The 24,056-nt window shown below is 66.1% G+C and carries 17 protein-coding genes; 9 read left to right on the forward strand and 8 right to left on the reverse strand.

Annotation, left to right across the window (positions count from 1 at the left end; genetic code table 11):
* The 7 genes from NHH73_14890 (at position 1) to NHH73_14920 (ending at position 6,383) form a co-directional block, all read left to right on the forward strand.
* Complete coding sequence (locus tag NHH73_14890; GenBank protein USX29497.1) at positions 1-1,491, forward strand: sugar ABC transporter ATP-binding protein; 1,491 nt, start codon at positions 1-3, stop codon at positions 1,489-1,491.
* The gene (locus NHH73_14895; protein USX29498.1) at positions 1,469-2,470 is read left to right on the forward strand and encodes an ABC transporter permease; all 1,002 of its coding nucleotides are present in this window, start codon (positions 1,469-1,471) and stop codon (positions 2,468-2,470) included. The genes NHH73_14890 and NHH73_14895 overlap by 23 nt, the downstream gene beginning before the upstream one ends.
* 22 nt (positions 2,471-2,492) lie before the next feature.
* Positions 2,493-3,443 carry a substrate-binding domain-containing protein gene (locus NHH73_14900; GenBank protein USX29499.1) on the forward strand — a complete coding sequence of 317 codons (951 nt, stop codon included), beginning with the start codon at positions 2,493-2,495 and terminating at the stop codon, positions 3,441-3,443.
* A gap of 13 nt (positions 3,444-3,456) precedes the next feature.
* Positions 3,457-4,512, forward strand: a complete 1,056-nt coding sequence (locus NHH73_14905) for a sugar phosphate isomerase/epimerase (GenBank protein ID USX29500.1) — start codon at positions 3,457-3,459, stop codon at positions 4,510-4,512.
* Between the two features lies 1 nt (position 4,513).
* Positions 4,514-5,671, forward strand: coding sequence for a Gfo/Idh/MocA family oxidoreductase (locus NHH73_14910; GenBank protein USX29501.1), 1,158 nt, complete (start codon positions 4,514-4,516; stop codon positions 5,669-5,671).
* Positions 5,672-5,823: 152 nt separating this feature from the next.
* Positions 5,824-6,102: an antitoxin of toxin-antitoxin stability system gene (locus NHH73_14915; protein ID USX29502.1), complete on the forward strand. Its 279-nt coding sequence runs from the start codon at positions 5,824-5,826 to the stop codon at positions 6,100-6,102.
* Positions 6,099-6,383: a type II toxin-antitoxin system RelE/ParE family toxin gene (locus NHH73_14920; protein USX29503.1), complete on the forward strand. Its 285-nt coding sequence runs from the start codon at positions 6,099-6,101 to the stop codon at positions 6,381-6,383. The genes NHH73_14915 and NHH73_14920 overlap by 4 nt, the downstream gene beginning before the upstream one ends.
* A gap of 31 nt (positions 6,384-6,414) precedes the next feature.
* Here NHH73_14920 and NHH73_14925 read toward each other — a convergent pair whose 3' ends face one another.
* Both NHH73_14925 and NHH73_14930 read right to left on the reverse strand, forming a co-directional pair.
* Positions 6,415-9,342, reverse strand: a complete 2,928-nt coding sequence (locus NHH73_14925; protein ID USX29504.1) for a PA14 domain-containing protein — start codon at positions 9,340-9,342, stop codon at positions 6,415-6,417.
* A 146-nt stretch (positions 9,343-9,488) separates the two neighbouring features.
* Positions 9,489-11,492 (reverse strand): hypothetical protein, encoded by a 2,004-nt coding sequence (locus NHH73_14930; GenBank protein USX29505.1) that lies wholly within the window; start codon positions 11,490-11,492, stop codon positions 9,489-9,491.
* Positions 11,493-11,789: 297 nt separating this feature from the next.
* On the opposite strand from NHH73_14930, the gene NHH73_14935 reads away from it, so the two are divergent.
* A complete protein-coding gene (locus NHH73_14935; protein USX29506.1) occupies positions 11,790-12,725 on the forward strand; it encodes a glycoside hydrolase family 6 protein in 936 nt (311 codons plus the stop codon).
* A gap of 159 nt (positions 12,726-12,884) precedes the next feature.
* Entirely contained in the window at positions 12,885-15,125 is a 2,241-nt protein-coding gene (gene bglX, locus NHH73_14940) for a beta-glucosidase BglX (protein ID USX29507.1), read from the forward strand.
* A 66-nt stretch (positions 15,126-15,191) separates the two neighbouring features.
* On the opposite strand, the gene NHH73_14945 is transcribed toward bglX, so the two are convergent.
* The 6 genes from NHH73_14945 to NHH73_14970 all read right to left on the reverse strand — a co-directional run bounded on the left by NHH73_14945 (position 15,192) and on the right by NHH73_14970 (position 24,032).
* A complete protein-coding gene (locus NHH73_14945; GenBank protein USX29508.1) occupies positions 15,192-17,054 on the reverse strand; it encodes an EAL domain-containing protein in 1,863 nt (620 codons plus the stop codon).
* Complete coding sequence (locus NHH73_14950; protein USX29509.1) at positions 17,051-17,566, reverse strand: YfiR family protein; 516 nt, start codon at positions 17,564-17,566, stop codon at positions 17,051-17,053. The genes NHH73_14945 and NHH73_14950 overlap by 4 nt, the downstream gene beginning before the upstream one ends.
* Positions 17,556-19,598, reverse strand: coding sequence for a TonB-dependent receptor (locus tag NHH73_14955; protein USX29510.1), 2,043 nt, complete (start codon positions 19,596-19,598; stop codon positions 17,556-17,558). Before NHH73_14955 ends, NHH73_14950 begins: the two co-directional genes overlap by 11 nt.
* A 151-nt stretch (positions 19,599-19,749) precedes the next feature.
* Positions 19,750-21,936: an alpha-galactosidase gene (locus NHH73_14960; protein USX29511.1), complete on the reverse strand. Its 2,187-nt coding sequence runs from the start codon at positions 21,934-21,936 to the stop codon at positions 19,750-19,752.
* A gap of 63 nt (positions 21,937-21,999) precedes the next feature.
* Positions 22,000-22,827, reverse strand: coding sequence for a DeoR/GlpR family DNA-binding transcription regulator (locus NHH73_14965; protein USX29512.1), 828 nt, complete (start codon positions 22,825-22,827; stop codon positions 22,000-22,002).
* A gap of 95 nt (positions 22,828-22,922) precedes the next feature.
* Positions 22,923-24,032, reverse strand: a complete 1,110-nt coding sequence (locus tag NHH73_14970; protein ID USX29513.1) for an amidohydrolase — start codon at positions 24,030-24,032, stop codon at positions 22,923-22,925.
* Positions 24,033-24,056 lie beyond the last annotated feature (24 nt).

Raw genomic sequence — 24,056 nt, forward strand, 5'->3', positions numbered from 1 at the left:
ATGAGCTTGTCAGTACATTTTCAACACATCGTCAAGGAGTTCGGCCCGGTGCGCGTGCTGCACGGGGTCGACTTTGCGCTCGAGCCGGGCCGCGTCTACGGCCTGCTGGGCGAGAACGGCGCCGGCAAGTCGACCTTGATGAAAATCCTGGCCGGCTACGAACGGCCCACCGGCGGCCAGTTGCTGATCGACGGCACGGCGCGCGACTTCGCCGACGCGCGCCAGGCGGAGGCGCTGGGCATCGCGCTGATCCACCAGGAATTCAACCTGGCCGAGCATTTGACGATCACGCAGAACATCTTCCTCGGCCATGAGAAAACCAGCGGCTGGCTGCTGGACACCAAGGCGATGCGCGCCGCAGCCGCCGCCTGCCTGGAGCAGGTGGGGCTCAACGTCAGTCCCGATACCAAGGTGGCCGACCTGATCGTCGCGGAGAAGCAATTGGTGGAGATCGCCAAGGCGCTCAGCCGCAAGGCGCGCCTGCTGATCATGGACGAGCCGACCGCCAGCCTGTCGTCCGGCGAGACGCGCAAGCTGTTCGAGCTGATGGCGCGGCTCAAGTCCGAGGGCGTGACCATCGTCTACATCTCGCACAAGCTCGACGAGATGGAAGCCAACACCGACGAGGTGGTGGTGATGCGCGACGGCCGCTTCGTCACCCGCGCCGTGACCGCCGACATCGACCGCCATCAGATGGCGAATTTGATGGTGGGACGCGACGTGTCCGACATGTTCGCCGCCAAGCAGTTGCCTGCGCCCGACGCCAGGCCGCTGCTCAAGGTCGGGGGCCTGAACGTTCCCGGCTGGGTGCGCGACCTGAGCTTCGAGGTGCGCGCCGGCGAAATCCTCGGTTTCGGCGGCCTGGTCGGCGCCGGCCGCACCGAGGCTTTCGAAGCCTTGCTGGGCCTGCGCCCGCGCTCGTCGGCGCGGATCGAAATCGACGGCAAGCCCGTCGATATCCGCAACCCGCGCCAGGCCATGCTGCACGGCTTGACCTACCTGAGCGAGGACCGCAAGGGCAAGGGCTTGCACGTCGACCTCGGCTTGCGTGAAAACCTCACCATGATGACGCTGGAGCGGGACTCCAAACCGTGGCTGGACCTGAAAGGCGGCCGCGCCGCGCTGGACAAGGCGATCACCGATTTCGGCATCCGCCTGCGCGACATCGATTGCAAGGCCGGCTCCCTGTCCGGCGGCAACCAGCAAAAACTGGCGCTGGCCAAATACCTGCACAGCGATCCCCGCGTGGTGGTGCTCGACGAGCCGACCCGTGGCGTCGATGTCGGCGCCAAGCGCGACATTTATCAACTGATCCACCGCCTGGCGGCCGAGGGCAGGGCCGTCATCGTCATCTCGTCCGAGCTGATCGAGCTGATCGGCCTGTGCCACCGCGTGGCCATCCTGCACGGCGGCAAGCTGCAAGCGATGCTGGACCACGACCATCTCACCGAAGAAGAATTGATCTCCCATGCAACCGACACCCACCACTAAGATTCCTTTCGCCCTGCCGGGACTGTCGCGCTTCCGTGGCTACGGCCCGGTTTTGGCGCTGATCCTGCTGTGCATCGCTGGCGGCCTGCTGAACCCGGATTTCGCCACCGTCGAAAACATGATGAACGTGCTCACTCGCACCGCTTTCATCGGCATCATCGCGGTCGGCATGACCTTCGTCATCGTCTCCGGCGGCATCGACCTGTCCGTCGGCTCGATGGCGGCGCTGATCGCCGGCGCCATGATCATGGTGATGAACGCGGCCGCCGCTTCGGCGCAACCGCTCGACCCGGTGACGACCGTGATGCTGGGCTGCGCGCTGGCGTTGCTGATGGGCGGCGTGCTGGGCGGCGCCCACGGCTTGCTGGTCACGCGCGGACGCATCGAGCCGTTCATCGCCACGTTGGGCACGCTTGGCATCTTCCGCGCCACCTTGACCTACCTGTCCGACGGCGGCGCGCTGACCCTGGACAGCACCGTCTCCGATGTGTATAGCCCGGTCTACTATCAGAGCGTGCTGGGCGTGCCGATTCCGGTGCTGGTGTTCCTGTTGGTAGCCGTCGGCGGCGCGGTGATCTTGAACCGTACCGCCTTCGGCCAGCACGTGCAGGCCATCGGCTCCAACGAGCAGGTCGCCAGCTACGCCGCCATCCGCGTCGACAAGATCAAGGTGCTGACCTATTTGCTGCTGGGCGTGTGCGTGGCGATCGCCACCATCCTGTACGTGCCGCGCCTGGGCTCGGCCACGCCGACCACCGGCATCCTGTGGGAGCTAGAGGCGATCGCCGCCGTGGTCGTTGGCGGCACCTCGCTCAAGGGCGGATCGGGACGCATCATGGGCACCGTCATCGGCGCCATCCTGCTGTCGGTCATCGGCAATATCGTCAACCTGACCAGCATCATCAGCGTCCACCTGAACGCCGCCGTCCAGGGCGTGGTCATCATCACCGTCGCCTACATGCAGCGCGGCCGCCGTTAATTTTTTTTGAATAGGGAACACAATGATCACAATGAAACGCATCGTTGGCGCATGCCTGCTGGCAGTGACAGCTGGCTCGGCCATCTCCGCTGAAAAAGTCACGCTCGGCGTCGCGATCCCGACCGCGACCCACGGCTTCACCGGCGGCATCGTCTGGTGGGCCAACCAGGCCAAGAAGGAACTGGAGGCGGCCAACCCGACGCTCAAGGTCATCATCAAGACGGCCGCCAGCACGCCGGACCAAGCCAACCAGCTGCAGGACATGCTGGTGGTGAACAAGATCAACGCGCTGGTGATCTTCCCGCTGGAGTCGGCCTCGCTGACGCAGCCGGTGACCCAACTGAAAAACAAGGGCGTGTATGTCACCGTGGTCGATCGCGGCCTGACCAATCCGGCGGCGCAGAACGCTTATGTGGCGGGCGATAACACCGCCTTCGGCAAACTGCCGGCCGAATACCTGGCCAAGAAACTGGGCGGCAAGGGCAATATCGTCATCCTGCGCGGCATGCCCAGCACCCTGGACAACGAGCGGGTGGACGCGTTCAACGCCGCGTTGAAAGCCAATCCCGGCATCAAGGTGCTCGACACCAAATACGGCAACTGGAACCGCGACGACGCCTTCAAGGTCATGCAAGATTACCTGACCCGCTTCAAGCAGATCGACGCCGTCTGGGCGGCCGACGACGACATGGCCATCGGCGTGGTCAAAGCCATCGAGCAAGCCAAGCGCACCGACATCAAGGAAGTGTTCGGCGGCGCCGGCGCCAAGACCGCCGTCAAGAAAATCATCGATGGCGACAAGCTGATCCAGGCCAACGTCTCGTATTCGCCGAAGTTCATCTACGACGCCATCAAGATGACCGCCACCGCGCGCCTCAAAGGCGAAGCCTTGCCGGCCAAGACCGTCATTCCATCGGTACTGATCACGCGTGAGAACGCCAAGCAGTTCTATTTCGCCGATTCGCCGTACTAAGTAGGAGTTCAGCATGAAAACCATCAAGGGGCCGGCCATCTTCCTGGCGCAGTTCATGGGCGATGACGTCCCGTTCGACAGCCTCGAGAACCTGGCCGGCTGGGCGTCCGGCTTAGGCTACAAAGCCATCCAGCTGCCGTGCGATCCGCGCCTGTTCGACCTGGAGCAGGCCGCCGACAGCCAGGATTATTGCGATGGCGTCGTCGCTCTGCTGGCCTCGCACGGCTTGCAGATCTCCGAGCTGTCGACCCATTTGCAGGGTCAACTGGTCGCCGTTCACCCGGCTTACGACGCGCTGTTCGACGGCTTCGCGCCGGCGCATGTGCGGGGCGATCCGGTCGCGCGCCAGGCCTGGGCGGTCGACCAGTTGCTGCGCGCCGCGCGCGCGTCGAAGCGGCTGGGCCTGGCGGCCCACGTCAGCTTTTCCGGCGCCCTGGCCTGGCCCTACCTGTATCCGTGGCCGCAGCGCCCGGCCGGATTGGTCGAGGAGGCGTTCGCCGAGCTGGGCCGCCGCTGGCTGCCGATCCTTAACGCCTTCGAGGATGCCGGTGTCGACATCTGCTACGAGCTGCATCCCGGAGAAGATTTGCACGACGGCGTGACCTTCGAGCGCTTCCTCGACGCGGTGGGCGGCCACAAGCGCGCCAACATCCTGTACGACCCCAGCCACTTCGTGCTGCAACAGCTGGACTACCTGGCCTTCATCGACATCTACCACGAGCGGATCAAGGCCTTCCACGTCAAGGACGCCGAGTTCCGTCCCAACGGGCGCCAGGGGGTGTACGGCAGCTATCTGGGTTGGCAGGAGCGGGCAGGGCGCTTCCGCTCGCTGGGAGACGGCCAGATCGACTTCAAGGCGATCTTCTCGAAGATGGCGCAATACGATTATCCTGGCTGGGCGGTGTTGGAATGGGAATGCGCGCTCAAGCATCCCGAGGACGGCGCGCGCGAAGGCGCGGACTTTATCCGCAGCCACATCATCCGTGTGGCTAGCCGGGCGTTTGACGATTTCGCCGGCAGCGGCGCGGACCTGCAACAGGTGCGCGCGCTGATGGGACTGGAGAATTGATATGAGTGTGCAACGACGACTTCGGCTCGGCATGGTGGGCGGCGGCGACGGCGCCTTTATCGGCGCGGTGCACCGCATCGCCGGCCGGCTGGACGACTGCTACGAACTGGTGGCGGCCAACCTGTCCAGCAATCCGGAAAAAGCTGCGGCCAGCGCCGCCGGCCTGCGGCTCGGCTCGGCGCGCAGCTACGCGGACTACAAGGAGATGGCGCGGGCCGAAGCGGCGCGGCCGGACGGTATCGACGCGGTCGCCATCGTCACGCCGAACTATCTGCATGCGCCGATGGCGACGGCCTTCCTGGAGGCGGGCATCCACGTCATTTGCGACAAGCCGCTGGCGATTTCACTTGCCGAAGGCGAGGCGCTGGCCGCGTTGGCGCGTGAACGCAACAAAATCTTCGCGCTGACCCACGTCTACGCCGGCTATCCGATGGTGCGGCACGCGCGCGCCATGGTCGCGGCCGGCGAGATCGGCGAGATCCGGCTGGTGCACGTGGAATACCCTCAGGACTGGCTGGCCGATGCAACCAACCAGAGCGAGGACTACCAGCGCAACAACTGGCACAACGATCCGCTGCGCGCCGGTCCGAACGGCTGCCTGGGCGATATCGGCAGCCATGCCTATCACCTGGCCGGCTATGTCAGCGGCATGCTGCCGAACGAGATCCTCGCCGAGCTGCACGCATTCACGCCCGGACGCAAGCTGGACGACCACGTGCAGGTTATGCTGCGCTACGCCAACGGCGCGCGCGGCATGCTGTGGAGCAGCCAGATGGCGACCGGCTGCGAGAACGGTCTGCGTCTGCGCGTGTATGGCACCAAGGCCAGCCTCAGCTTCGAGCAGGAGAACCCGAACGAACTGTTGCTCACGCCGCAGGGCGGTTGCGCCCAGCGCCTGACGCGCGGACGGGTGCGCAGCGCGGCAGCCGATGCGGCGACCCGCGTGCCGTCCGGTCATCCGGAAGGCTATCTGGAAGCGTTCGCGCAGCTGTATCGCGACGCTGCGGCGCAAATCCATGCAATCGATGCCGGGCAGCCCATTCCCGAGCTAACTCAGGGCATGCCAGATGTCGGCGACGGCGTGGCCGGCCTCAAGTTCATGGACGCGGCGATGGAAAGCAGCCGGCAGGGTTCGCGCTGGATCAGAATCTCAGATTAGTGGCGGTGACACAGCCGGCTGTGGCCGGCGATTACCATGCGTCTGTCATATGTCTCTTTTCGTGATTGGCTTGGTTCCCGCTGCGCCTGAATACCTTGCGATGTAATGAAAACGTATATACTTAGTTCATACATTTAGTGGGGAGTCGACTTATGGCAAAGGAAGCTGTCTTTACGATGAAGCTTGAGCCGGAACTACGCGCCGACTTCATGGCCGAGGCGGAGGCCGCCCACCGGCCTGCCTCGCAAATTCTGCGCGAGCTGATGCGGGACTTTGTCCAACGTCAGCGGGAGGCGAGGGAATATGACGAGTTCTTGCAGCGCAAGGTTGATGCGGGGCGCCAATCGATGCGCGCAGGTGTGGGACATTCCAACGACGAGGTTGAGGCGATGTTCGCCGCTCGGCGCGCACGCGGCAAGAGCCAGGTGTGAATGTCGTTTGGACTCCCGAAGCGCTGCAGGATCGCGCTGATATTTGGGATTACATTGCGGCAGACAATCTACGCGCCGCCATCCATATGGATGAACTTTTCAGTGTTGCTGCTGGCAGGTTTGCCGATCACCCGGAGCTGGGACGGCCGGGAAAGATCCAAGGAACGCGGCAGCTGGTGCCGCACGAAAGCTACTGCCTCGTTTATGAAATCAATGGCGAAACTGTGTGGGTGCTGGCTTTGGTCCACACTGCGCGTCAATGGCCATTGATCCGTGATTGATTCCCCCCTGGGACAGCGCAACGCCGGTTCGCTAGAACTTCACCGACACCGGTTTGCCCGCATAGGTGATCGACTTGGTGGCGTCGGCCGGTTTGATCGCGGTGGCGTTCTTCGGGCTCACCAACACAATATTCAGTTTGCGCGTCTTGACCAGGCCGTTATAGTTGCCTTTGCGGGCGCCGACGGTGAGCGATTTGGCGGCGTCGTTCCAGGTCAGGTCGTAAGTCGCGTAACGTCCCTTTTCGTAATCGTAGGTTTCGTTGTCGTCCTCGTAGACGGTGAATTTGCCGTCGGCGCCGGGATAGACGCGGATCTCGTACGGCGCGTCCGGACGCTCGGTCGCGTATTGCACCACCGGTCCCATCGGCACGATCGACCCGGCGCGCACGTACAGCGGGAACACATCGAGCGGCACGTCCTTGCCAACCGTCTTGCCGCCGGCAAAACGTTCATGCGTCCAGAAGTCGTACCAGTCGGCGCCGGCGGGCAGGTAGGTTTGCATTAGGGTGTCCGGCTTGCCGCTATCCTTGGCCGCGCTGGCGATTTGCGACGGTGTGCGCCACACCAGCCGCAGGTTGCGCTCGTTGCCGCCCTGGAAGTACTCCAAGGTGACCGGCAGGCTTTGACCCTGTTTCAACGTGACCTTGGTCCCTGCGTAGCGCTTGCCGCCATTCTTCCAGTCCTCGGCGGCGAGCTTGCCGTCCAAGAACAGGCGGAAGCCGTCGTCGCCCTCCAGTCCCAGTTCGTACTCGCCGTCTTCCGGCGCCACGATGGACCCGTTCCAGCGGGCCGAGAAGTTGTCCAGGCTGGTGAGCCCGCCCGGGATATCCGCCAGTGGTGGCCCCGGCCATTGGAAGTCGATGGTGGCGTCGACGGTCTTGCCCTTGGGCGTTTCGAAGGCGGTCCCTTCGAAGTACTGTCCGGCCAGTCCGGGCTTGCCGTCGGCGGTGCGCAGGGCGCTGGCCGGAATGGTGGCCGGCGGAGGTGGCTGGAAACGGTACATCTGGCGCGTGACCGGATGGACCAGGAACGACGGCCCGAACTGGAAGGCGTCGTTGATGCTGCGCACACCCTTGTCATCGGGGAAGTCCATCGGCAGCGGGCGCATCATCGTGTAGCCGTCGTGGGTCACTTTCCAGCTCAGGCTGTAGATGTAGGGCAGCAGCCGGTAGCGCAGGTGGACGGCGTCGCGCAGCGACTTGTACATCTCCGGATCGGATTGCTTGAACAGATAGGGCTCGCGCTCGATGTCGGTGCCGTGGATGCGCATCAGCGGATTGAAGGCAGCGTATTGCAGCCAGCGCGCGTACAGCTCGCGGTACGAGGCGTTCTTTTCACCGCCCGGGAATCCGCTGACGAAGAAGCCGCCGGTGTCCTGGGTCCAGTACGGGTTGCCGGTGACGGTGACGTTGACGCCGCCGTTGATCTGTTCCTGCAAGGTTTTCCAGCTGGCGCGCGTGTCGCCGGACCACGAGGTGGCGGCGGTCCGTTGCGCGCCGGCCCAGGCCGAGCGCGTCAAGGTCATGGCGCGCTGGTTGCTGGTGGCACGCTGGCCTTCGTACGTGCCCAGGGTGGTCATCAGCGAATAGGGATTGAGGTAGCGGGTGAAATCGCCCATGGCGTTGTTGCCGAGACCCTTGATGTCACGCTCGGTTTCGCCGGCGTCGTGGACGGCCGTGCCGACTTCCACCTCGGTGCCGTCCATCCACAGCGCGTCGACGCCGACGTCGAGCAAGCCCTTCTTGACGTGCTTGAAGTAGATCTTGCGGCCCTCGGGGCTGAAGGCGTCGTAGATGCGCGCCTTCTTGGAAATCCAGTGCAGCGGTTCGAAGCGCAGGCCCTTCTGGTCGAGTTCCTTGGCCAGCGCGGTGTCGTTGCCGATCGACGGCCAGATCGACACCATCAGCTTGAGGTTCATGTCGTGGATCGCCTTGGTCATGCCCTTCGGATCGGGGAAGCGCTCGGGATTCCAGATCATGCCGCTCCAGGTGCCGTCCTTGTCGCTGCCCCAGTACTGCCAGTCCTGCACGATGTAGTCGAGCGGGAACTGCTCCTTGCGGAAGGTTTGCGCCACCTCCAGCAGGCGCGCCTGCGTCTGGTAGCGCTCCTTGCTCATGAACAGACCGAAGGCCTGCTTCGCGTACATCGGCGCCGCGCCGGTGAGGTCGCGGTAGCCGGCGACGACCTCGTCCAGCGTGCCGCCGCCCATGAAGTAATAGTCGACGCCGCCCGGCGCGCTCTCCGCCCACAGCGTGGCGCCTTCGGGCGTGTCCTTGAAGCGCATCTTCGAATAGGTGTCCCACAGGATGCCGTAGCGCTCCGACGACATCATGACCGGGATGACGATGCCGACGTTGGTCTGTACCAGCAGCAATTCCTTGTTGCGGCGATTGAGTTCGCCCTGGCCCACGAAGCCGAAGCCGTAAATGCCTTCATCCGGCTTGAGCGTGAGGGTGTTTTGGGCCTCATAAGTCGGTGCGCCGGAGATGTCGATTTTTTTCAGGGTCTGCGGCGCGGCCTGGTTTTCCCGCGTGTAGACCTTGCCCCTGGCGTCCTTGAAGGTAAGGGCGCCGCTCGATTTGTCGATGACGATGTGCAGCAGTTTGCTTTCCAGGGTCAAGGTGTCGGCGTTGTCGCGCGTCTTGAAGGCGACGGCGGCCGGCTTGCCGGTGACGACGATGCTCGGATGGCGCCAGAAATTCCCGGCCAGCGTGGTGTTGACGCGCACCGTCGCCGGGCCGTAGAAGATCACGTTTTTGGTCATGCCGCCGACGCGGACCTGCACACCGTGTTCGATCTGCGAATACGAAAACGCCGGTGAAGGTGCGCCAGCCGCGACCGGTATCATGTGGCCGTTGGCGTCGAGGCCGACGGGTGGTTTCTCGTCCGCGTTGGCGTAGGCGTTTGCGGCGAGAATGGCGAGTAGCGTCAATGCCGCTGGCGCGGTAGGTCGGTTCATGTGGATTTGTCTCCCCTGCTCGGTGGATGGTCTGGCTCTTGTACGCGGCCAGGATAAGACTCGAAACTAGCAGAGGAGCTCGACAGGCGCCAATTCCAAATTTCGCGCTGTCGATAGCAAAATCGGTATCAGTCCGTGTTGGACGATTACCAGTCGCGGCGCACGCGCAGCATGGCGAAGGGTTGGGTACGGGTGAGGTTGTGTTCGACGAAGTCGACGCCGCCCGCCAGCCGGTCGCCGGTGTAGTGCGTGCGGTCGTAGGCGATGGTGCGGCTGGTGAGGTTGTTCAATTCCAGGGTCACCATCATGTTCGGCGCCGGCCGGTAGTTGACGAAGGCGCGCGCCCAGCCGCTGCCGCTGCTGGAGGCGCGGTCGGCGATCTGCCAGCTGTCGTTGCTCCAGCCGTTGTCGACCGAGAAGCCCCAGGCGGTGCGCTGCCGTGGCAAGTCTTGCGAGAATTCGATCCGCCACGCCAGCGGCTGCTCGCCGGACAGGCGGCGCGTCTCCTGCGTGGTGGGGTCGGTGACCGACGACGAGCGCCACGTGGTCGACAGCTTGAGCAGGCCCTGCGGCAGGGCCCAGTCGTCGGTGGGCAGGTTCAGCACGCCGGTGACGCTGTCGGCGCTGGCGTCGCCGATATTGCCGGCGGCGTCGTAATTGGCGTTCGCCGCGCGCATCGGCATGCGGTCGATGACATCGCTGATATGCGATTGCGTGTAGCTCAGCACGGCAGCGCCCCGGTCCCAGAAACGGTATTCCAGCGCGCCTTCGCACAGCCAGGTCTTCGCCGGCACCAGCTCCGGGTAATCGGAGCGCAGCGACTCGTCGGCGATGCCGAAGTACGCCGCCGCGTCGCCGAAATTGAGCTGGCTGACCTCGCGTTCCAGGCGCAGGCGCAATTGCAGCGATGGCGTCGGCGACATCGACAGCCGCAGTCGCGGCTTGGGGTAGAAGTGGGCCTTGCCTTCGGGCTGGTCGGCGCCCACGCTCAAGCTGGCGTGCGAAATTTTCAGGCCGGCTTCGGCGTTGATCGAATTGTCGAGCTGCCAGACCGACGACAGCTGGCCCTCGATGCGCTCCTCCTGCACCCAGGCGCTGCCGGTCGGCACGGCGGCCGCGCCGGCGCTGGCCTGGTAGGTGTTGGCGCTGTCGTTGGTGTTGACGGCCCGCTCGACGCCGCCGCGCAGCACCACGCCGTTCGGCGCCTGCCAACTCATTTGCGCGGCGAGGATCTGTTCGGTGGCGTTGGCGGTCGTGACCGCATAAGAGGTGTTGCCGCTGGAGGAGAATGTCGACTCTGCGTCCACCTCGGAGGTGCGGAACAGCGCCTTGAGGTCCAGGCTGGTCCCGGGCGCCAGGTCGCGCGTGTAGGTCAGGCCCTGTTCAATCGTGCGTCCGGCGTTGTCGTTGCTGTTCAGGGCGCCGGTCTCGGTGTCGAAGCGTGCCTGCGACTGGTAGGTCCAGGGATTGACGGCGCCGTTCCAGGTCAGCTGGCCGTCGAGGAGGTCTTGCCCGTAGTTCCACTTCGCCACCTTGTTGCCGGAAGTGCCAGCGCCGGCCATCGTCACCTCGGTGGCCGGCACCTGGCCGGCGTACACGGTGGTCTTGCGTGCCTGGCCCTGCGAGGTGTCCGGCGAGCGCGTCCAGCCGAACGTGAGGTTGATGCTCTTGTCGGCGCGTTTCAGGCTGTAGTTGCCTTCCAGCGAAGGCGTCAGGTCGCCGTCGGCCGTCAGGTAGCTCGACGCGGTGGTGCTGGCCGACACCAGGTCCATCTGCTTGATCACCAGGTTGGCGACGGTCGGGTAGCCCTGCATGTCGATGCCGCCCGCGCCGCCGTTGATGACGTCGATGCGTTCGACCGCCGCCGCCGGGATTCGTCCCAGCACGTCGCCGAGCGGTTCGGTCTTGGACGCCGGGCGCTTGCCGTTGATCAGGACGTTGCCGGCCACCCCGCGCGACGCATTGCCGCCATCGAAGACGAAGCCGGGCAGGCGGGTGGCCATGTCCATCGCCGTCGTGGCCTGGAATTGCTTGAAATAGTCGGGAGGGTAGGACTGCGGCGGCGCTCCATCGGCGGCGGCTGCCGGCCCGGCGGCAGCAATGGCGCAGGCCAGCAGGACGGCGGAGCGGATGGAGGACGGGGTTGTCATCCCGATATTTTACCGGTATCCGGCCTGCCCACCTAGATGAAATCGTGTTCAAGCCATGTCGTTTTTGCATGGCAAATCATCGTGCGCTGCCGCCGCCGAGGCGTGGGATCCTGCGGGCCGACGCGCCGACCTCTCGCGGGCGAGGCAAATTTGCCACAATTTACGATTGTTTATCAAATTTAGTAAACGTCACTAAACAAACTATTGGCGAAAACGCCACGCCGCAGGTAAGGTCCGGTGAGGTTGAAAACGGTTTCATGCCGTAAATACGACCTCTAAAACCAACAGGAGACAAACATGAACATGACGATACGGCCAACCCTGGCCGCGATATTGATATTGTGTGGCGCCGTCCAGGCCGCCAACGCGCAGGTCAATCCGGCGTTATACGCCGACCCCAATTCGAGCGCAGCGGTCTGGGCCCGCAACAACCCGTCCGACGGCCGCGCCACCGATATCCGCAACCGCATCGCCAACCAGCCCGGCGCCCGTTGGTTCGGCAACTGGAGTGGCGAGATCGGCGCCGCCGTCGGCAACTACGTCGGCACGGCCGCGTCCAACAACCGCACGCCGGTCCTGGTGGCCTACAACATCCCGGCGCGCGACTGCGGCCAGTACAGCGCCGGCGGCGCCGGCTCGGTGCAGGGCTACCGCGACTGGATACGCGCGTTCGCCGCCGCCGTCGGCAACCGTCCGGCCATCGTGGTGCTGGAGCCGGACGCGCTGCCGCAACTCGACTGCCTGGACGCGGCCGGCAAGACGGCGCGCCTGGACCTGTTCAAGTACGCGGTGTCGCAGTTCACCGCGCTGGCGCCGCGCGCCTATCTGTACCTCGATATCGGCAACAGCGCCTGGCTGGCGCCGGCCGAAGCGGCCACGCGGCTGGTCAACGCCGGCGTGGCCAACGCCCGCGGCTTCTCGCTCAACGTGTCGAACTACCGCACCGACGCCGAAAGCAATCCGTACGGCGTGGCCGTGGCCGACGCGCTGCGCCAGCGCGGCGTGAACAAAACCTTCGTCGTCGACACCAGCCGCAACGGCAACGGCCCGAACGGGACGCAGTGGTGCGACCCGGCCGGGCGCAAGCTTGGCGTGACGCCGCGCGTCAACGCCGCCGGCAGCCAGCCGGAGATGGCGCTGTGGATCAAGTCGCCGGGCGAGTCGGACGGGTGTGCCGGGCCGGCCGGAACCTTCGTGCCCGAGCTGGCCTATAAGATGATCTACGGCTTCTAGGGAGGGCGGTGCGGGCGGCGCGCGACGATCTGAATGGAATCGTTTCCGATCCCGGCAAAAACCGCTTAGCCCGCATCCTGTTTGCGTGTATATTTGCGTAACTTTTTCGCACACTACGCTCACTACGCTCACTAAACGACAAATAGCACGGAGACACGCATGACACGGAACTTGATCGCACGCTCGGTCGCAACGGCGCTGCTTGCATTGATCGCCAACGGAGCCTGGGCGGCCCAGGGCGCTCCCGTCCCCGAACGGGTCGAGTCGCTGCTGCGCCAGATGACCCTGGAAGAGAAGGTCGGCCAGCTGAACCAGATATCGGACAAGGAATTCATCACCGGCCCGGAATCCGAACTGCGCCGCAACCTCGAGAGCGACCTGCGCGCCGGCAAGGTCGGCTCCATGCTCAACGTCAAGGGCGCGGCCGATACGCGCGCCGTGCAGGCCATCGCCATGCAGTCGCGGCTGAAGATACCGCTGCTGTTCGGGCTGGACGTCATCCACGGCTACGAGACCGTCTTTCCGGTGCCGCTGGGCGAAGCGGCGTCGTGGGACCTGGAGGCCATCGAGCAGGCCGCGCGCATTGCCGCGCGCGAGGCATCGGCCTCCGGCATTCACTGGACCTTCGCGCCGATGGTCGACATCGGCCGCGATCCGCGCTGGGGCAGGGTGATGGAGGGCGCCGGCGAAGACGCCTTCCTCGGCGGCCGCATCGCCGAGGCGCGCGTGCGCGGCTTCCAGGGCGCCAAGCTGGGCGGCACGAGCTCGGTGATGGCCACCGCCAAGCACTTCGCCGCCTATGGCGCCGCCATCGCCGGGCGCGATTACAACGCCGTCGACATGAGCGACCAGCTGTTGTACGAGACCTACCTGCCGCCGTTCAAGGCGGCGCTCGATGCCGGCGCGGCGACGTTCATGAATTCGTTTAATACGCTCAACGGCGTGCCGGCCACCGGCAGCGCCTTCCTGCAGCGCGACATCCTCAAGGGCGCCTGGGGCTTCAAGGGCTTTGTCGTCAGCGACTGGAACTCGATCGGCGAGATGGTCCCGCACGGTTATGCCGGCGACCTGTCCGACGCGGCGGCCAAGGCGATCAACGCCGGCAGCGACATGGACATGGAAAGCAACGCCTATTCCGGCTCGTTGGCGCAACTGGTCGGCGCCGGCAAGGTCGACGTCAAGCTGGTGGACGACGCCGTGCGGCGCGTGCTGACCAAGAAATTCGAACTGGGCCTGTTCGACGACCCTTACCGCTACTCCGACGTGCAGCGTGAAAAGCAGGCCATCAACGACCCCGCGCACCGTGCCGCCGCGCGCGCCACCGCCGCCAAGTCCATGGTGCTGCTGAAAAACGATGACGCCACCTTGCCGATCAGGCGTGGCGTCAAATCGATCGCCGTCATCGGTCCGCTGGCCGACGCCCGCCGCGACCTGGAGGGCGGCTGGATCGTCAAGTCGAACGCGGCGCGCGTGGTCAACCTGGTCGACGCCATCCGCGCGCAGGCCGGAGCGGGCACGCGCGTGAGCTTTGCCGCCGGCTGCGATATCGCCTGCGCCACCGATGGCGGTTTCGCGGCCGCCGTGGCGGCGGCGCGCGATGCCGACGTCGTGGTGCTGGCCGTCGGCGAGTCGTGGGAGATGAGCGGCGAAGCCAAGTCGCGCGCCGATATCGGCCTGCCCGGACGTCAGGGCCAATTGTTCGACGCGCTCAAGGCGGCCGGCAAGACGCCGGTGGTGGTGGTCCTGGCCGGCCGTCCGCTGATCTTCGAGAACGTGGCCGAACAGGCCAAGGCCATCCTGTACGCGTGGCTGCCGGGCAGCGAGGGCGGCAACGCGATCGCCGACGTACTGTTTGGCGCCGTCAACCCGTCCGCCAAGGTGCCGATGACCTTCCCGCGCCATCAGGGGCAGATCCCGATCACCTACCAGCAATACCGGACCGGCCGTCCGGTGACCGATCCGCGCGACGTGCTGTACAAGTCCGGCTACATCGACATGCCGAACACGCCGCGCTACGCCTTCGGCCATGGCCTGAGCTACACCACGTTCGCCTATCGCGATATGAAGGTGAGCCAGAACGCGCTGAAGGCCGACGGCAAGGTTACGCTGTCGTTCACGCTGGCGAACACCGGCAAGGTGGCCGGCACCGAAATCGTGCAGCTGTACCTGCACGACCCGGTCGCCTCCACCGTGCGTCCGCTGCAAGAGCTCAAGGGATTCCAGAAAGTCGCCCTGGCGCCCGGCCAGCAGCAACAGGTCAGTTTTACGCTGAATCGCGACAGCCTTTCATTCTTCAACCGCAAGCTGCAGTGGGTCGCTGAACCGGGCCGGTTCGAGCTGATGGTGGGGGCGGCCTCGGATGACATCCGGCTGCGCACCAGCATCGAGCTGGTGGAATAAGCGCTTCCCCTTTACCCAGTCGGCGAAGGCCGGGCCGTGGTCTGCGCCGCGCTGGCGGCGTGATGGTCAGCCCGCGCTGTGGGCCAGATGGCGGGCGGCGAAGTCTTCCGGCGGCATTGGCTTTCCGAGCAGGAAGCCCTGGACGATGTCGCAGCCGGCCTCGCGCAGCCAGTCGAGCTGCGGCTGCTCCTCGACGCCTTCGGCAACGACCGCCAGGCCGAAGCCGCGCGCCAGCGCCAGAATGGCGTGGACGATGGTTTCGCCGCGCTTGGGCAGCACTTGCACGAAGCTGCGGTCGATCTTGAGCTGATTGAGCGGGAAGCACTGCAGGTAGGCCAGCGACGAGTAGCCGGTGCCGAAATCGTCGATCGCCAGCCGCACGCCGAGCGCGCGCACCGCCCGCATGAAGGCGGTGGCGCCGTCGACATCCTCCATCAGCACACTTTCGGTCAGTTCCAGTTCCAGCCGCTCCGGCGCCAGGCCGCTGGTGGCCAGCGCGCGCCTGACGTCGTCGATGAAGCACGGCTCGCGCAGCTGGCGGGCCGACATGTTCACCGCGATCATCAACGCCGGCGCGCCGGCGCGCTCCCAGGCGGCCACCTGCGCACAGGCGCGGTCGAGCACCCAGCGGCCCAGTTGCACGATCAAACCGCTGTCCTCGGCGATCGGGATGAATTCGGCCGGCGAAACCTGTCCGAACTCGGGATGATGCCAACGCAGCAGGGCCTCGACGCCGACCAGCGCGCCGCCGGCGCAGGCGAATTGCGGCTGGTAGTGCACCGACAGCCGGTCCTGCTCGATGGCGTGGCGCAGCTCCCGTTCCAGCGCGGCGCGGCGCTGGGTGGCGGCGGTCATGGCCGGCACGAACTCGGCGAGCCGGTTGCGTCCGCCGTGCTTGGCGTGATACAGGGCGGTGTCGGCGCTGCTCATCAGCTCGTCCATGGTCGGGGCGTCTTCCGGATACAGGCAAAAGCCGACGCTGGCGGTGGCGAAGAATTCGCCCTGTTTGAGCTGGAACGGCGCCTGCAACGCCTGCGTGACGCCCGCCGCCAGCGCCAGCGCGGCCGCGCGGTCGGGCACGGGACCGGCGATGATGGCGAATTCGTCGCCGCCGATGCGGCCCACCAGGTCCGAGCCGCGCACCGCGCCGGACAGGGCGGCGGCGACGTGCTGGAGCAACTCGTCGCCGGCGGCGTGGCCGGCGCTGTCGTTGACCAGTTTGAAGTTGTCCAGATCGACCAGCAGCAATGCCAGCTGCTGCCCGCTCGCCCGCGCGCTGTCGATGTCCGACGCGAGGCGGGCGTAGGTGGCGTGGCGGTTGGGCAGGCCGGTGACGTGGTCGGTATGGGCCATGTAATCGAGCTTGCGTTCGGCGGCGGCGACCCGGGCGCGCGTCTTGCGGCTGAGCGCCGCCACCCCCAGCATGGCCAGCAGCGAGGCCACCGTCAGCAGCGCGAGGTAGCGCAGCATGGCCGCGCGCAGCTTGCCGGTGCTGGTGTGCGTGACCGTGTGGCCGAGTGTGACGCCGCGGTGGCGCACCGTGTCGGTGGCGTTGACCACGCCGGCGGGGGGCGCGTCGGCCGCTGGCAGGCGCGCCGGCAAGCGGCTGTCGGGATAGGAAAACTCGGCGAACAGATTGCCCTGCGCGTCGTAGACGCCGACCGCCCGCAGGCCGGGTGCGAAGCGGAACGCGCGCAGGGCGTCGGCGGCGGCCTCGCGGTCGCCGAACATCAGCGGCGCCGTCACGCTGTCGGCCACGATCGCCGCCTGCACCCGGGCGCCTTCGGTCAGCGCGTGGCGCATGTCGAGCAGCTGATAGGCGATCAGCACGGCGCCGGCGATCACCAGGGCGGCGGCGGCGGCGATGACCTGGCCGGCGCCGAGCGCGCTGGAGATCGGCGCCGCTGTCGCAGGCGATGGCGGTTTCATCGGACGTTCCTCGCCAGCTTCAACAGGCGCGAGCTGAAACGGAGGCCGGCGCGCGCGGCTTCCTCGGTGTCGATGTCGAAGCGCAGGTGCTGGTCCTCCTCGACCAGCGCGACGGCGCCGCCGTAGCCGTTCTTGGGCTCGTCGACGATGGCGAGGATGCCGTTGGCCGCGCCGGCCGGACGCGCGGCGCCGGCGCGCAACACGGCGACGTCGCACTGGACGCCCGGACCCGGTTCGAGCACGGCCAGCTTGCGCTCGCCGACCGGCTTGCCCTGCAACTTGCGCAGGCTGTCCCACAAGGCGTGCGCGCTGCTCAGGCAAACGGTCAGCGGCCGCGCGCCCGCCGCCGCCGGCCAACTGGTGAATTGGGCGATGTTGTAGACGTAGGCCGCCTTGAGCGCGGCGTCGTCGGACTGGGCCCAGGCGCTGCGCGCCAACAGCGCCAACATCAGCAGGGCCAGCGCGCCGCTCGACAGCACCAGCAGCGTCACGCTGTGCGGTTCAGAACGCATAACCGATCTTGGCGGTCACGGTGCGCCCTTCGCGCGGAATCGATTCCTGCACAAACGCGGGACCGGCCGGGTCGGCGTAGCGGCGGTCGGCGGCATTGTAGAAGCTGACGGACCAATCCAGGCCGCCGGTGCGCCGGCTTGCTGGCGTAACGGTCAGATTCACGGTGCAGAAGCCGGCGGTGGCGGCGTTTTGGGTGAGCCGGCCCGCCATGCATTGTCCCTCCACGCCCAGTGCCAGCGCGCCGCCGGTGCCCGGCAGCGGCCAGGTGCCATTGAGCTTGGCCATGTGGCGGGGCGAGTTGACCGGCCGCGCGCCGTCGCCGTTGCGCACCTGCTGCCACGCGTAGCTGGCGCGCAGCCGCGCGCCGCCGGCGTACAGGCGCTCGGCCGCCAGCTCGGCGCCGTTGGCCGATGCGCGCTCGGTGTTGTCGAACACCAGCAGGCCGTCCTCGCGCAAGGTCTCGGTGATCAGTCCGTCGAGGCGGTAGTGGAACATCGCCAGCGACAATTTGCTGTAGGCGTCGGGCCGGCGCTCCCACACCAGTTCGTGGGTGGCGATTTCCTCGGCGCGCAGGTGCGTGTTGGCCGCCTGGCCGCCTTCGCCCACGCCCACCGCGTAGTAGGACTCGTAGGCGTTGGGCGAGCGGTAGGCGGTGCCGTAGATCAGTTTGAACGTGTCGGCCGGCGTCGCGTGCCAGATCAGCGCCGCGCGCGGATTGAAGCGGGTGCCGGTGATGCTGTCGCGGTCGAAGCGCAGTCCGGCGTTGACGATCACCGTCGGCGCCAGACGCATCTCGTCTTCGAGATAGGCGCCCAGGCGGCTGTCGGCGCGGCGGTCGTCCAATTTGACCTGGTACGGATCGGGATCGAAATTGAACTGGTCGCGCCGGGCGTTGCGTTGCGCGTCCAGGCCGGCCACCAGCTTGTGTCCGGCGATGCCGGTGAGCGTGGCGTTGACGTTCAGGCCGTACCAGGCGGCGTGGTCGCCGTCGACATTGACGCGCGGCCGGCCCTGATCGTCCGGATACAGGCCGACGCCCAGGTAATCGGCGCGGCCCCAGTCGATGCGGGTCGACACCGCCACCGTTTCGCTGGGGGCGGCGTTGTAGGACAGGCTGGCGAAGCTTTGGGCGTCGCGCGTGTAGTTGGGGGTGTTGAACACGGCGCCGAAGGACGCCGTCGGCACGCCCTTGACGCGCGTGACATGGCCGGCGCTGATGCCCCAGCCGTCGCGGCCGGCCTTGATGAAGGCGCCGCGCGCCCGTTGGTAGTCCAAGCCCTCGGCAAGGCCGTTGTTCTGTTCAGGCGTGTCGAACTCGGGCGCGTACAGGGCGCCGCCGCGCCGGGTGGAGGCGTTGACGGAAAACAGTACGTCGGTGCCGTCCTGGGCGTGGTAGCCGTAGCTGGCGCGCGCGCGCCGTTCGCCCTTGCCGCCGACCGAAATCGTCCCCTGCGGACCGGCCATGGCGCTGCCGGTCTTGGTGACGACGTTGATGACGCCGAACAGCGCGTTCGAGCCGTAGACCGCCGCGCCCGGGCCGGGCACGTATTCGATGCGCTCGACCAGGTCCATGTCGACCAGGCTGTCCTGGCCGATGGAGGCCTGGTCGTAGACGCTGTCGTTGACCCGAACGCCGTCGATCAGCAGCAGGAAACGGCTGTCGTAGTCGCCCGGGCGCAGGAAGCCGCGCGCGCCTAGGTAGTCGTAGTTGCGGTCGCTCGAGACGTACAGGCCGGGCAGGGAGGCCAGGGCCGCGCCCAGGGTGCGCCAGCCATGCTCGCGCACATCCTGCGAGGTCAGCACGGAGACCGCGGACGGCGCTTCGCTGACACGCTGGGCGAAGCGGGAGGCGGAAGTCACCATGGTGACCTCCATCAGGCTTTCGAGCGACAGGGTGCTCAATTCCTCCGCCTCGGAAGGCGGGGCGGACTGGGTTGTTTCAACGGCCAGGGCGCGGCTTGCCTGCAGCGCCAGGAGTACTAACAGCGTGACGCAGCGGAAGCGCGGTGCACGGCGATCTGATGAGTTCACGGTATGCAATGATTTATTGGTTTGTAGAAAGTATGTTACTCCTTGTAATGGCTGGAAACGCCGTTTTTTAGTATTTTGAAAATGTTCCTGTGCGTGCTTGCAACAGCACAGCAACGGCGCGCGTGGCTGAGCTCGCTTAGGTCGCGAGCGCTTAGACCTGGACCGCTTCGATCAGCAATGCATGCTCGAACCGGAGCGTCACTTTCGGGTTGCCGCCGCCATGCACCTCGCCCAGGTCGCGGCCGTCGATATAGTCGCGCAGGCGCCAGCGGCCGGCGCCCAGGCCGCGTATCTCGACCGGCCCGTCCCAGCGCGGCGCGTAGAATGCGAAATACAGCCTGCCGTCCTTTTCCACCGCGTGGCCTTCCGGCTTGTCGAAGCCGATGTCGTACAGCTCGCCCCGGTAGATGCCCTTGGGCAGCATCTTGTCGCGGTAGATGCCGATCCACTTGCGCCACTTGTCCTCGCGCTGCGGCGTCAGCAGGAAGCTGTCCTTCGGCTTGGGATCGACCGGCCAGGTGAACTTGGTCGACAGCACCGCACCGATGCCGATGGTGGAGGCGAAATCCTCGCCGCCGTCGCTCAGTTCGACGTGGTCGCCGGCGTATGGCGCGGACGGCCCCATCAGCGCCTTCAGGGTCTTGCCCTTGTGGCGGACCTGCCACGACGACAACGGGTCGGCGGCCGGCGCCTGGTTCATGTACGGCATGTTGTGGAATGAGTACGAGGTGCCGCAGGGGCACAGCTCGACCACGGCCTTGGGGTTGATTTCCATCGCGGTGTCGTACACCATCTTCCAGAAATCCTGCAGCTTCTCGACCGATTCCTCAGGGCGGGCGTGCTTGTGGGCCGGGTTGTAGCAGGGCGCCACGCCGTTCAGATGCTGGCCGTCGAGCTTGAGGCCCTGGTAGCCCCATTCGCCGAGGATCTTGCGCACCAGGTCGCGCGTCATGTCGATGGTGGGCTGGTAGGCCGGGCACAGGTACAGGCTGTTCCACCAGGTGACCAGCTGCGGCGCGCCGTCCTTATCGAGCAACAGCATGTCGGTGTGATCGTGCAGCAGGTCCGAGCCGGGGTCGACCGCCAGCGGCGTGATCCACAGGCGCGCCTTCAGGCCGGCTTCCTTGATCGAGCCGACCAGGCCGCGCATGTCGGCCTCGCCGCCCGGGAATTTCTTGGTGTCGATCTTCCAGTCGCCCTCGTTGGTCTGCCAGCCGTCGTCGAGGACCGCCCATTCCAGCCCCAGTTCCTTGGCTTTCTTCAAGGTGCCGACCATTAGCGGCACCGTGAAATCGCGCTCGTAACCCCAGGCGCACCAGATCGGCTCGTAGCATTCATCCGGGCAGTCGGGCGAGCGCAGACCGCGTTCGGCCATCACCTGGCGGTAGCGGTCCAGCGCGCCGAAGTAGTCGCCCGTGTGCAGCGCCAGGAAGGTGTCGAGCGTGGTGAGCGATTCACCCGGTTGCAAAGTGAGATCGAGCTCGCATTCGACCGCCAGCGCCGCGCCGCCCTTGACCTCGCGCACCGGCAGTGCCACCAGGCGCGGGACGGTGTCGATGTGGCCGACGGCCAGGCCGCAGTCGCGCTGCCAGACGTCGGCCGCCGGCGTGCCGCTGCCGTAATCGGACGCGTTCATGCCCATGAAGTTGCGCTGGTCGAAGCCGGCTTTGAGTGGCTGGACCCAGTCGCGCCGGTCCAGGTGGCTGGCACCGGAAAAGGTCCAGAATTCGGCTGTGCGGCCGGCGGCGGGTTGCAAGGTGTGTCCGCTGTTGCTCCAGGCGGTGACGGGGAGCGGGGCGGCCCCGGTGTTGCGGTAGCCGACGCGGATGATGGCGAAGCCGGGATGGCGCTCGTAGAAGGTGACGTTGACGGTCTTCTCGACGCCTTCGGCGGCCACGCCGGTGAAGCGGTGGCGCACGCCGGCGCCGTGCGGACCGTCGACGCGGTCGGCCGCCTGCGCGGTCAGCGCGAAGTGTTCGATCCAGCGGCCGGTTTTCAGGCGCAGCCGTTCGCTCGGCGCGAAGGCGGTGACGGCGGTGACGGCGGTGGGGTTGGGGCGGGGCGCATGTTTCGAGAGCACGCGGCAGCGCAACTGGCCGTCGAATTCCAGCGCCATGGCGGCGTCGCCGATGCGGGCGACGTTCTTGCCGCCGGCCTTGGCGGCCGCCATCGTGGCCGCTTCGGCGGCCCAGGCGGCGGAGGCCACCGGCACGGCCACGGCCGTTCCGGCCAGCCATCCGAGCAGCGTGCGGCGCCGCTGGTCGTGTCCGTTGTCGATGAGCTTGTCGTGTTGCTGTGGCTGGTCCCGGTCGCTGGCTTTTTGATGCGCTTGCTTCATACATCTCCTCGTCTGTCTTGTAGGTGGACTGCATGGCCGGCGCACGGCGGCCGCAGCGACCGCCTACACCAGCACGACTTGCGCGCCGCGTGCCCGCAGCGCTTCGACCGTCTCCGGCGCCGCGCCGGCGTCGGTGATGATGCGGTCGACTTGTTCGATCTTCGCGATCACGGACAGGCTGCGCCGTCCAAGCTTGGACGAGTCGCCCACCGCGACCACGCTGCGCGCGATCTCCAGCATGCGCGAGTTCAAACGCGCCTCCAGCAGGTGCGGCGTCATTACGCCGATCTCCGGATCGAGGCCGTCGAAGCCGAGGAACAGGATGTCGGCGTGCAGACCCTGCAACGCCGCCTCGGCCTGCGGCCCGCCCAATGAATACGAACTGGGCCGCAGCACGCCGCCCAGCATGATCAACGTCACGTGCGGCGCGCCGGCCAGCAGCACCGCGATGTTGAGCGCGTTGGTGATGACGTTGATCGACTGCAGCTTCAGGCCGCGTATCTGCTTGGCGATTTCCGCCGTCGTCGTCCCCGAATCGAGCACGATGGTTTGTCCCTCGCCGATCAACTGCACGGCCGCCTCGGCGATGCGCATCTTCTCGGCCCGGCGCAAGGTTTGCTTGACGCCGATCGGCAGGTCTTCATCGGCCCGCTGGGCCAGGGCGCCGCCGCGCGTGCGGACCACCGCGCCGATCTCGGCCAGCGCATTCAGGTCGCTGCGCACGGTCACTTGCGAGATGTCGAACATCGTCACCAGTTCGGCCACGGTGATCCGGCCGCGCTCGGCGACCAGCTCGCGGATGTGGCGGCGCCGTTCTTCCACCAGCAGGTTGTTGTCGGCTGGCGCTTCCTTTGCTATCGCTTTCGCTTCCGTCTTCTGGGTTGTTTTCATTGCCGGTCTTTCCAATTTTGCGCGAATAAAGAGTGTTCCCGATGATACAGGACGCCCGGCGCGAAAAGAATCGAAAGTTCGGCGTTATCCTTTTTTCAGTCTTTTTTGGCCTTCGCCGGGGCGTTTTCCCACGCGTTCGGGAAGGTTTTTTCGGCGTTTTCCCGGAACAGCTTGTCGATCACCGCGCGCGGCAGCTCAAGACCGGGCACCGGCGTGTCCAGTTCCGGCACCGTCTGGCTCTCGGCGGTGGCGAAGTAGCGCCAGTCGCGCCGCCAGACAGTGTCCAGGTCCCTGGCGAAATCGGCGTCGGGCTGGGCGGACGATTGGGCCAGGTCGGAGCCGTACATCAGGCGGTTCTGGTATTTGATGAAGAATGCGCGCACGCGCTCGCGATCGCGCTGCGATTGGTACTGCAATTGGCCGATGCGGGCGGCGACATCGACGTTGACGGCGGGGTGCGCGTCCAGAAAACGCGCCAGCAGGTCGATGTCCCATTCGAGCGAGGCCAGGTGAACGCCGGTGAAGCGGAGCGTCGGATGCTTGGCGAGCAGGCGGTCGCGTGCGGCCATCTGCTGCTCGTAGCTGGGCATTTCCGGGTGCCGGTACATGTGGTAGGCCGGATGGGCTTTGAAATATTCGCGGTCGCTGTTGACCGTCATTTTTTCGAGCGGCAGCCAGCAGTTGTGCGGTTCGCCCTGGTGGCCGAGCACCATGGCGCCGCGTTGGGCCAGGCCGTCGAACAGGCGGTCGAAGCGGGCGTCGTCCACCATCACCAGTTTGCCGGAGGCGTCGCGCAGGTCCATGCCGATGTTTTTCCAGACCTTGACGCCGACGGCGCCGTCGGCCAGGGCGGTGTCGAGGTCTTTGAGGGTGGCTTCGGTCCATCCGGGGCGCTCGAAGTCCTTGGTGGAGAACGTCGCGACCCAGGCGACATCCTTCGGGTTGGCGTGCGCCAGTTTGCTGGCGACTTGCCGTTGACGCGCCGGAGGAGGGAAGTCGCCGTAGTCGACGTTGATGGTCAGCGCGCGGAAGTTGTCCTTGCGGGCTTGCTTCAGATAGGCGGTTTGGCTGTCGCCATGCAGGTGCAGGTGGGCGTCGATCTTCGCTACCTTTTCGAAGTCGGCCATGGTGTAATTGCTTTGTGCGGCTTGCGCCGACAAGGCCGGCAGCATCGCCAGCATGAGACGGATGAGGGTGGAGCGCATCGGACTTCCTCTTGAATTGGTGGT

This window comes from Oxalobacteraceae bacterium OTU3CINTB1 (assembly GCA_024123955.1).
Lineage (GTDB): Bacteria > Pseudomonadota > Gammaproteobacteria > Burkholderiales > Burkholderiaceae_D > Rugamonas.

Bases quoted from the DNA above. Each gene is read 5' to 3' on its own strand.
- bglX (USX29507.1), top strand. From the start codon at position 12,885: ATGACACGGAACTTGATCGCACGCTCGGTCGCAACGGCGCTGCTTGCA.
- NHH73_14910 (USX29501.1), top strand. From the start codon at position 4,514: ATGAGTGTGCAACGACGACTTCGGCTCGGCATGGTGGGCGGCGGCGAC.
- NHH73_14905 (USX29500.1), top strand. From the start codon at position 3,457: ATGAAAACCATCAAGGGGCCGGCCATCTTCCTGGCGCAGTTCATGGGC.
- NHH73_14945 (USX29508.1), bottom strand. From the start codon at position 17,054: ATGAAACCGCCATCGCCTGCGACAGCGGCGCCGATCTCCAGCGCGCTC.
- NHH73_14965 (USX29512.1), bottom strand. From the start codon at position 22,827: ATGAAAACAACCCAGAAGACGGAAGCGAAAGCGATAGCAAAGGAAGCG.
- NHH73_14960 (USX29511.1), bottom strand. From the start codon at position 21,936: ATGAAGCAAGCGCATCAAAAAGCCAGCGACCGGGACCAGCCACAGCAA.
- NHH73_14935 (USX29506.1), top strand. From the start codon at position 11,790: ATGAACATGACGATACGGCCAACCCTGGCCGCGATATTGATATTGTGT.
- NHH73_14970 (USX29513.1), bottom strand. From the start codon at position 24,032: ATGCGCTCCACCCTCATCCGTCTCATGCTGGCGATGCTGCCGGCCTTG.
- NHH73_14890 (USX29497.1), top strand. From the start codon at position 1: ATGAGCTTGTCAGTACATTTTCAACACATCGTCAAGGAGTTCGGCCCG.
- NHH73_14915 (USX29502.1), top strand. From the start codon at position 5,824: ATGGCAAAGGAAGCTGTCTTTACGATGAAGCTTGAGCCGGAACTACGC.
- NHH73_14925 (USX29504.1), bottom strand. From the start codon at position 9,342: ATGAACCGACCTACCGCGCCAGCGGCATTGACGCTACTCGCCATTCTC.
- NHH73_14930 (USX29505.1), bottom strand. From the start codon at position 11,492: ATGACAACCCCGTCCTCCATCCGCTCCGCCGTCCTGCTGGCCTGCGCC.
- NHH73_14900 (USX29499.1), top strand. From the start codon at position 2,493: ATGATCACAATGAAACGCATCGTTGGCGCATGCCTGCTGGCAGTGACA.
- NHH73_14950 (USX29509.1), bottom strand. From the start codon at position 17,566: ATGCGTTCTGAACCGCACAGCGTGACGCTGCTGGTGCTGTCGAGCGGC.
- NHH73_14895 (USX29498.1), top strand. From the start codon at position 1,469: ATGCAACCGACACCCACCACTAAGATTCCTTTCGCCCTGCCGGGACTG.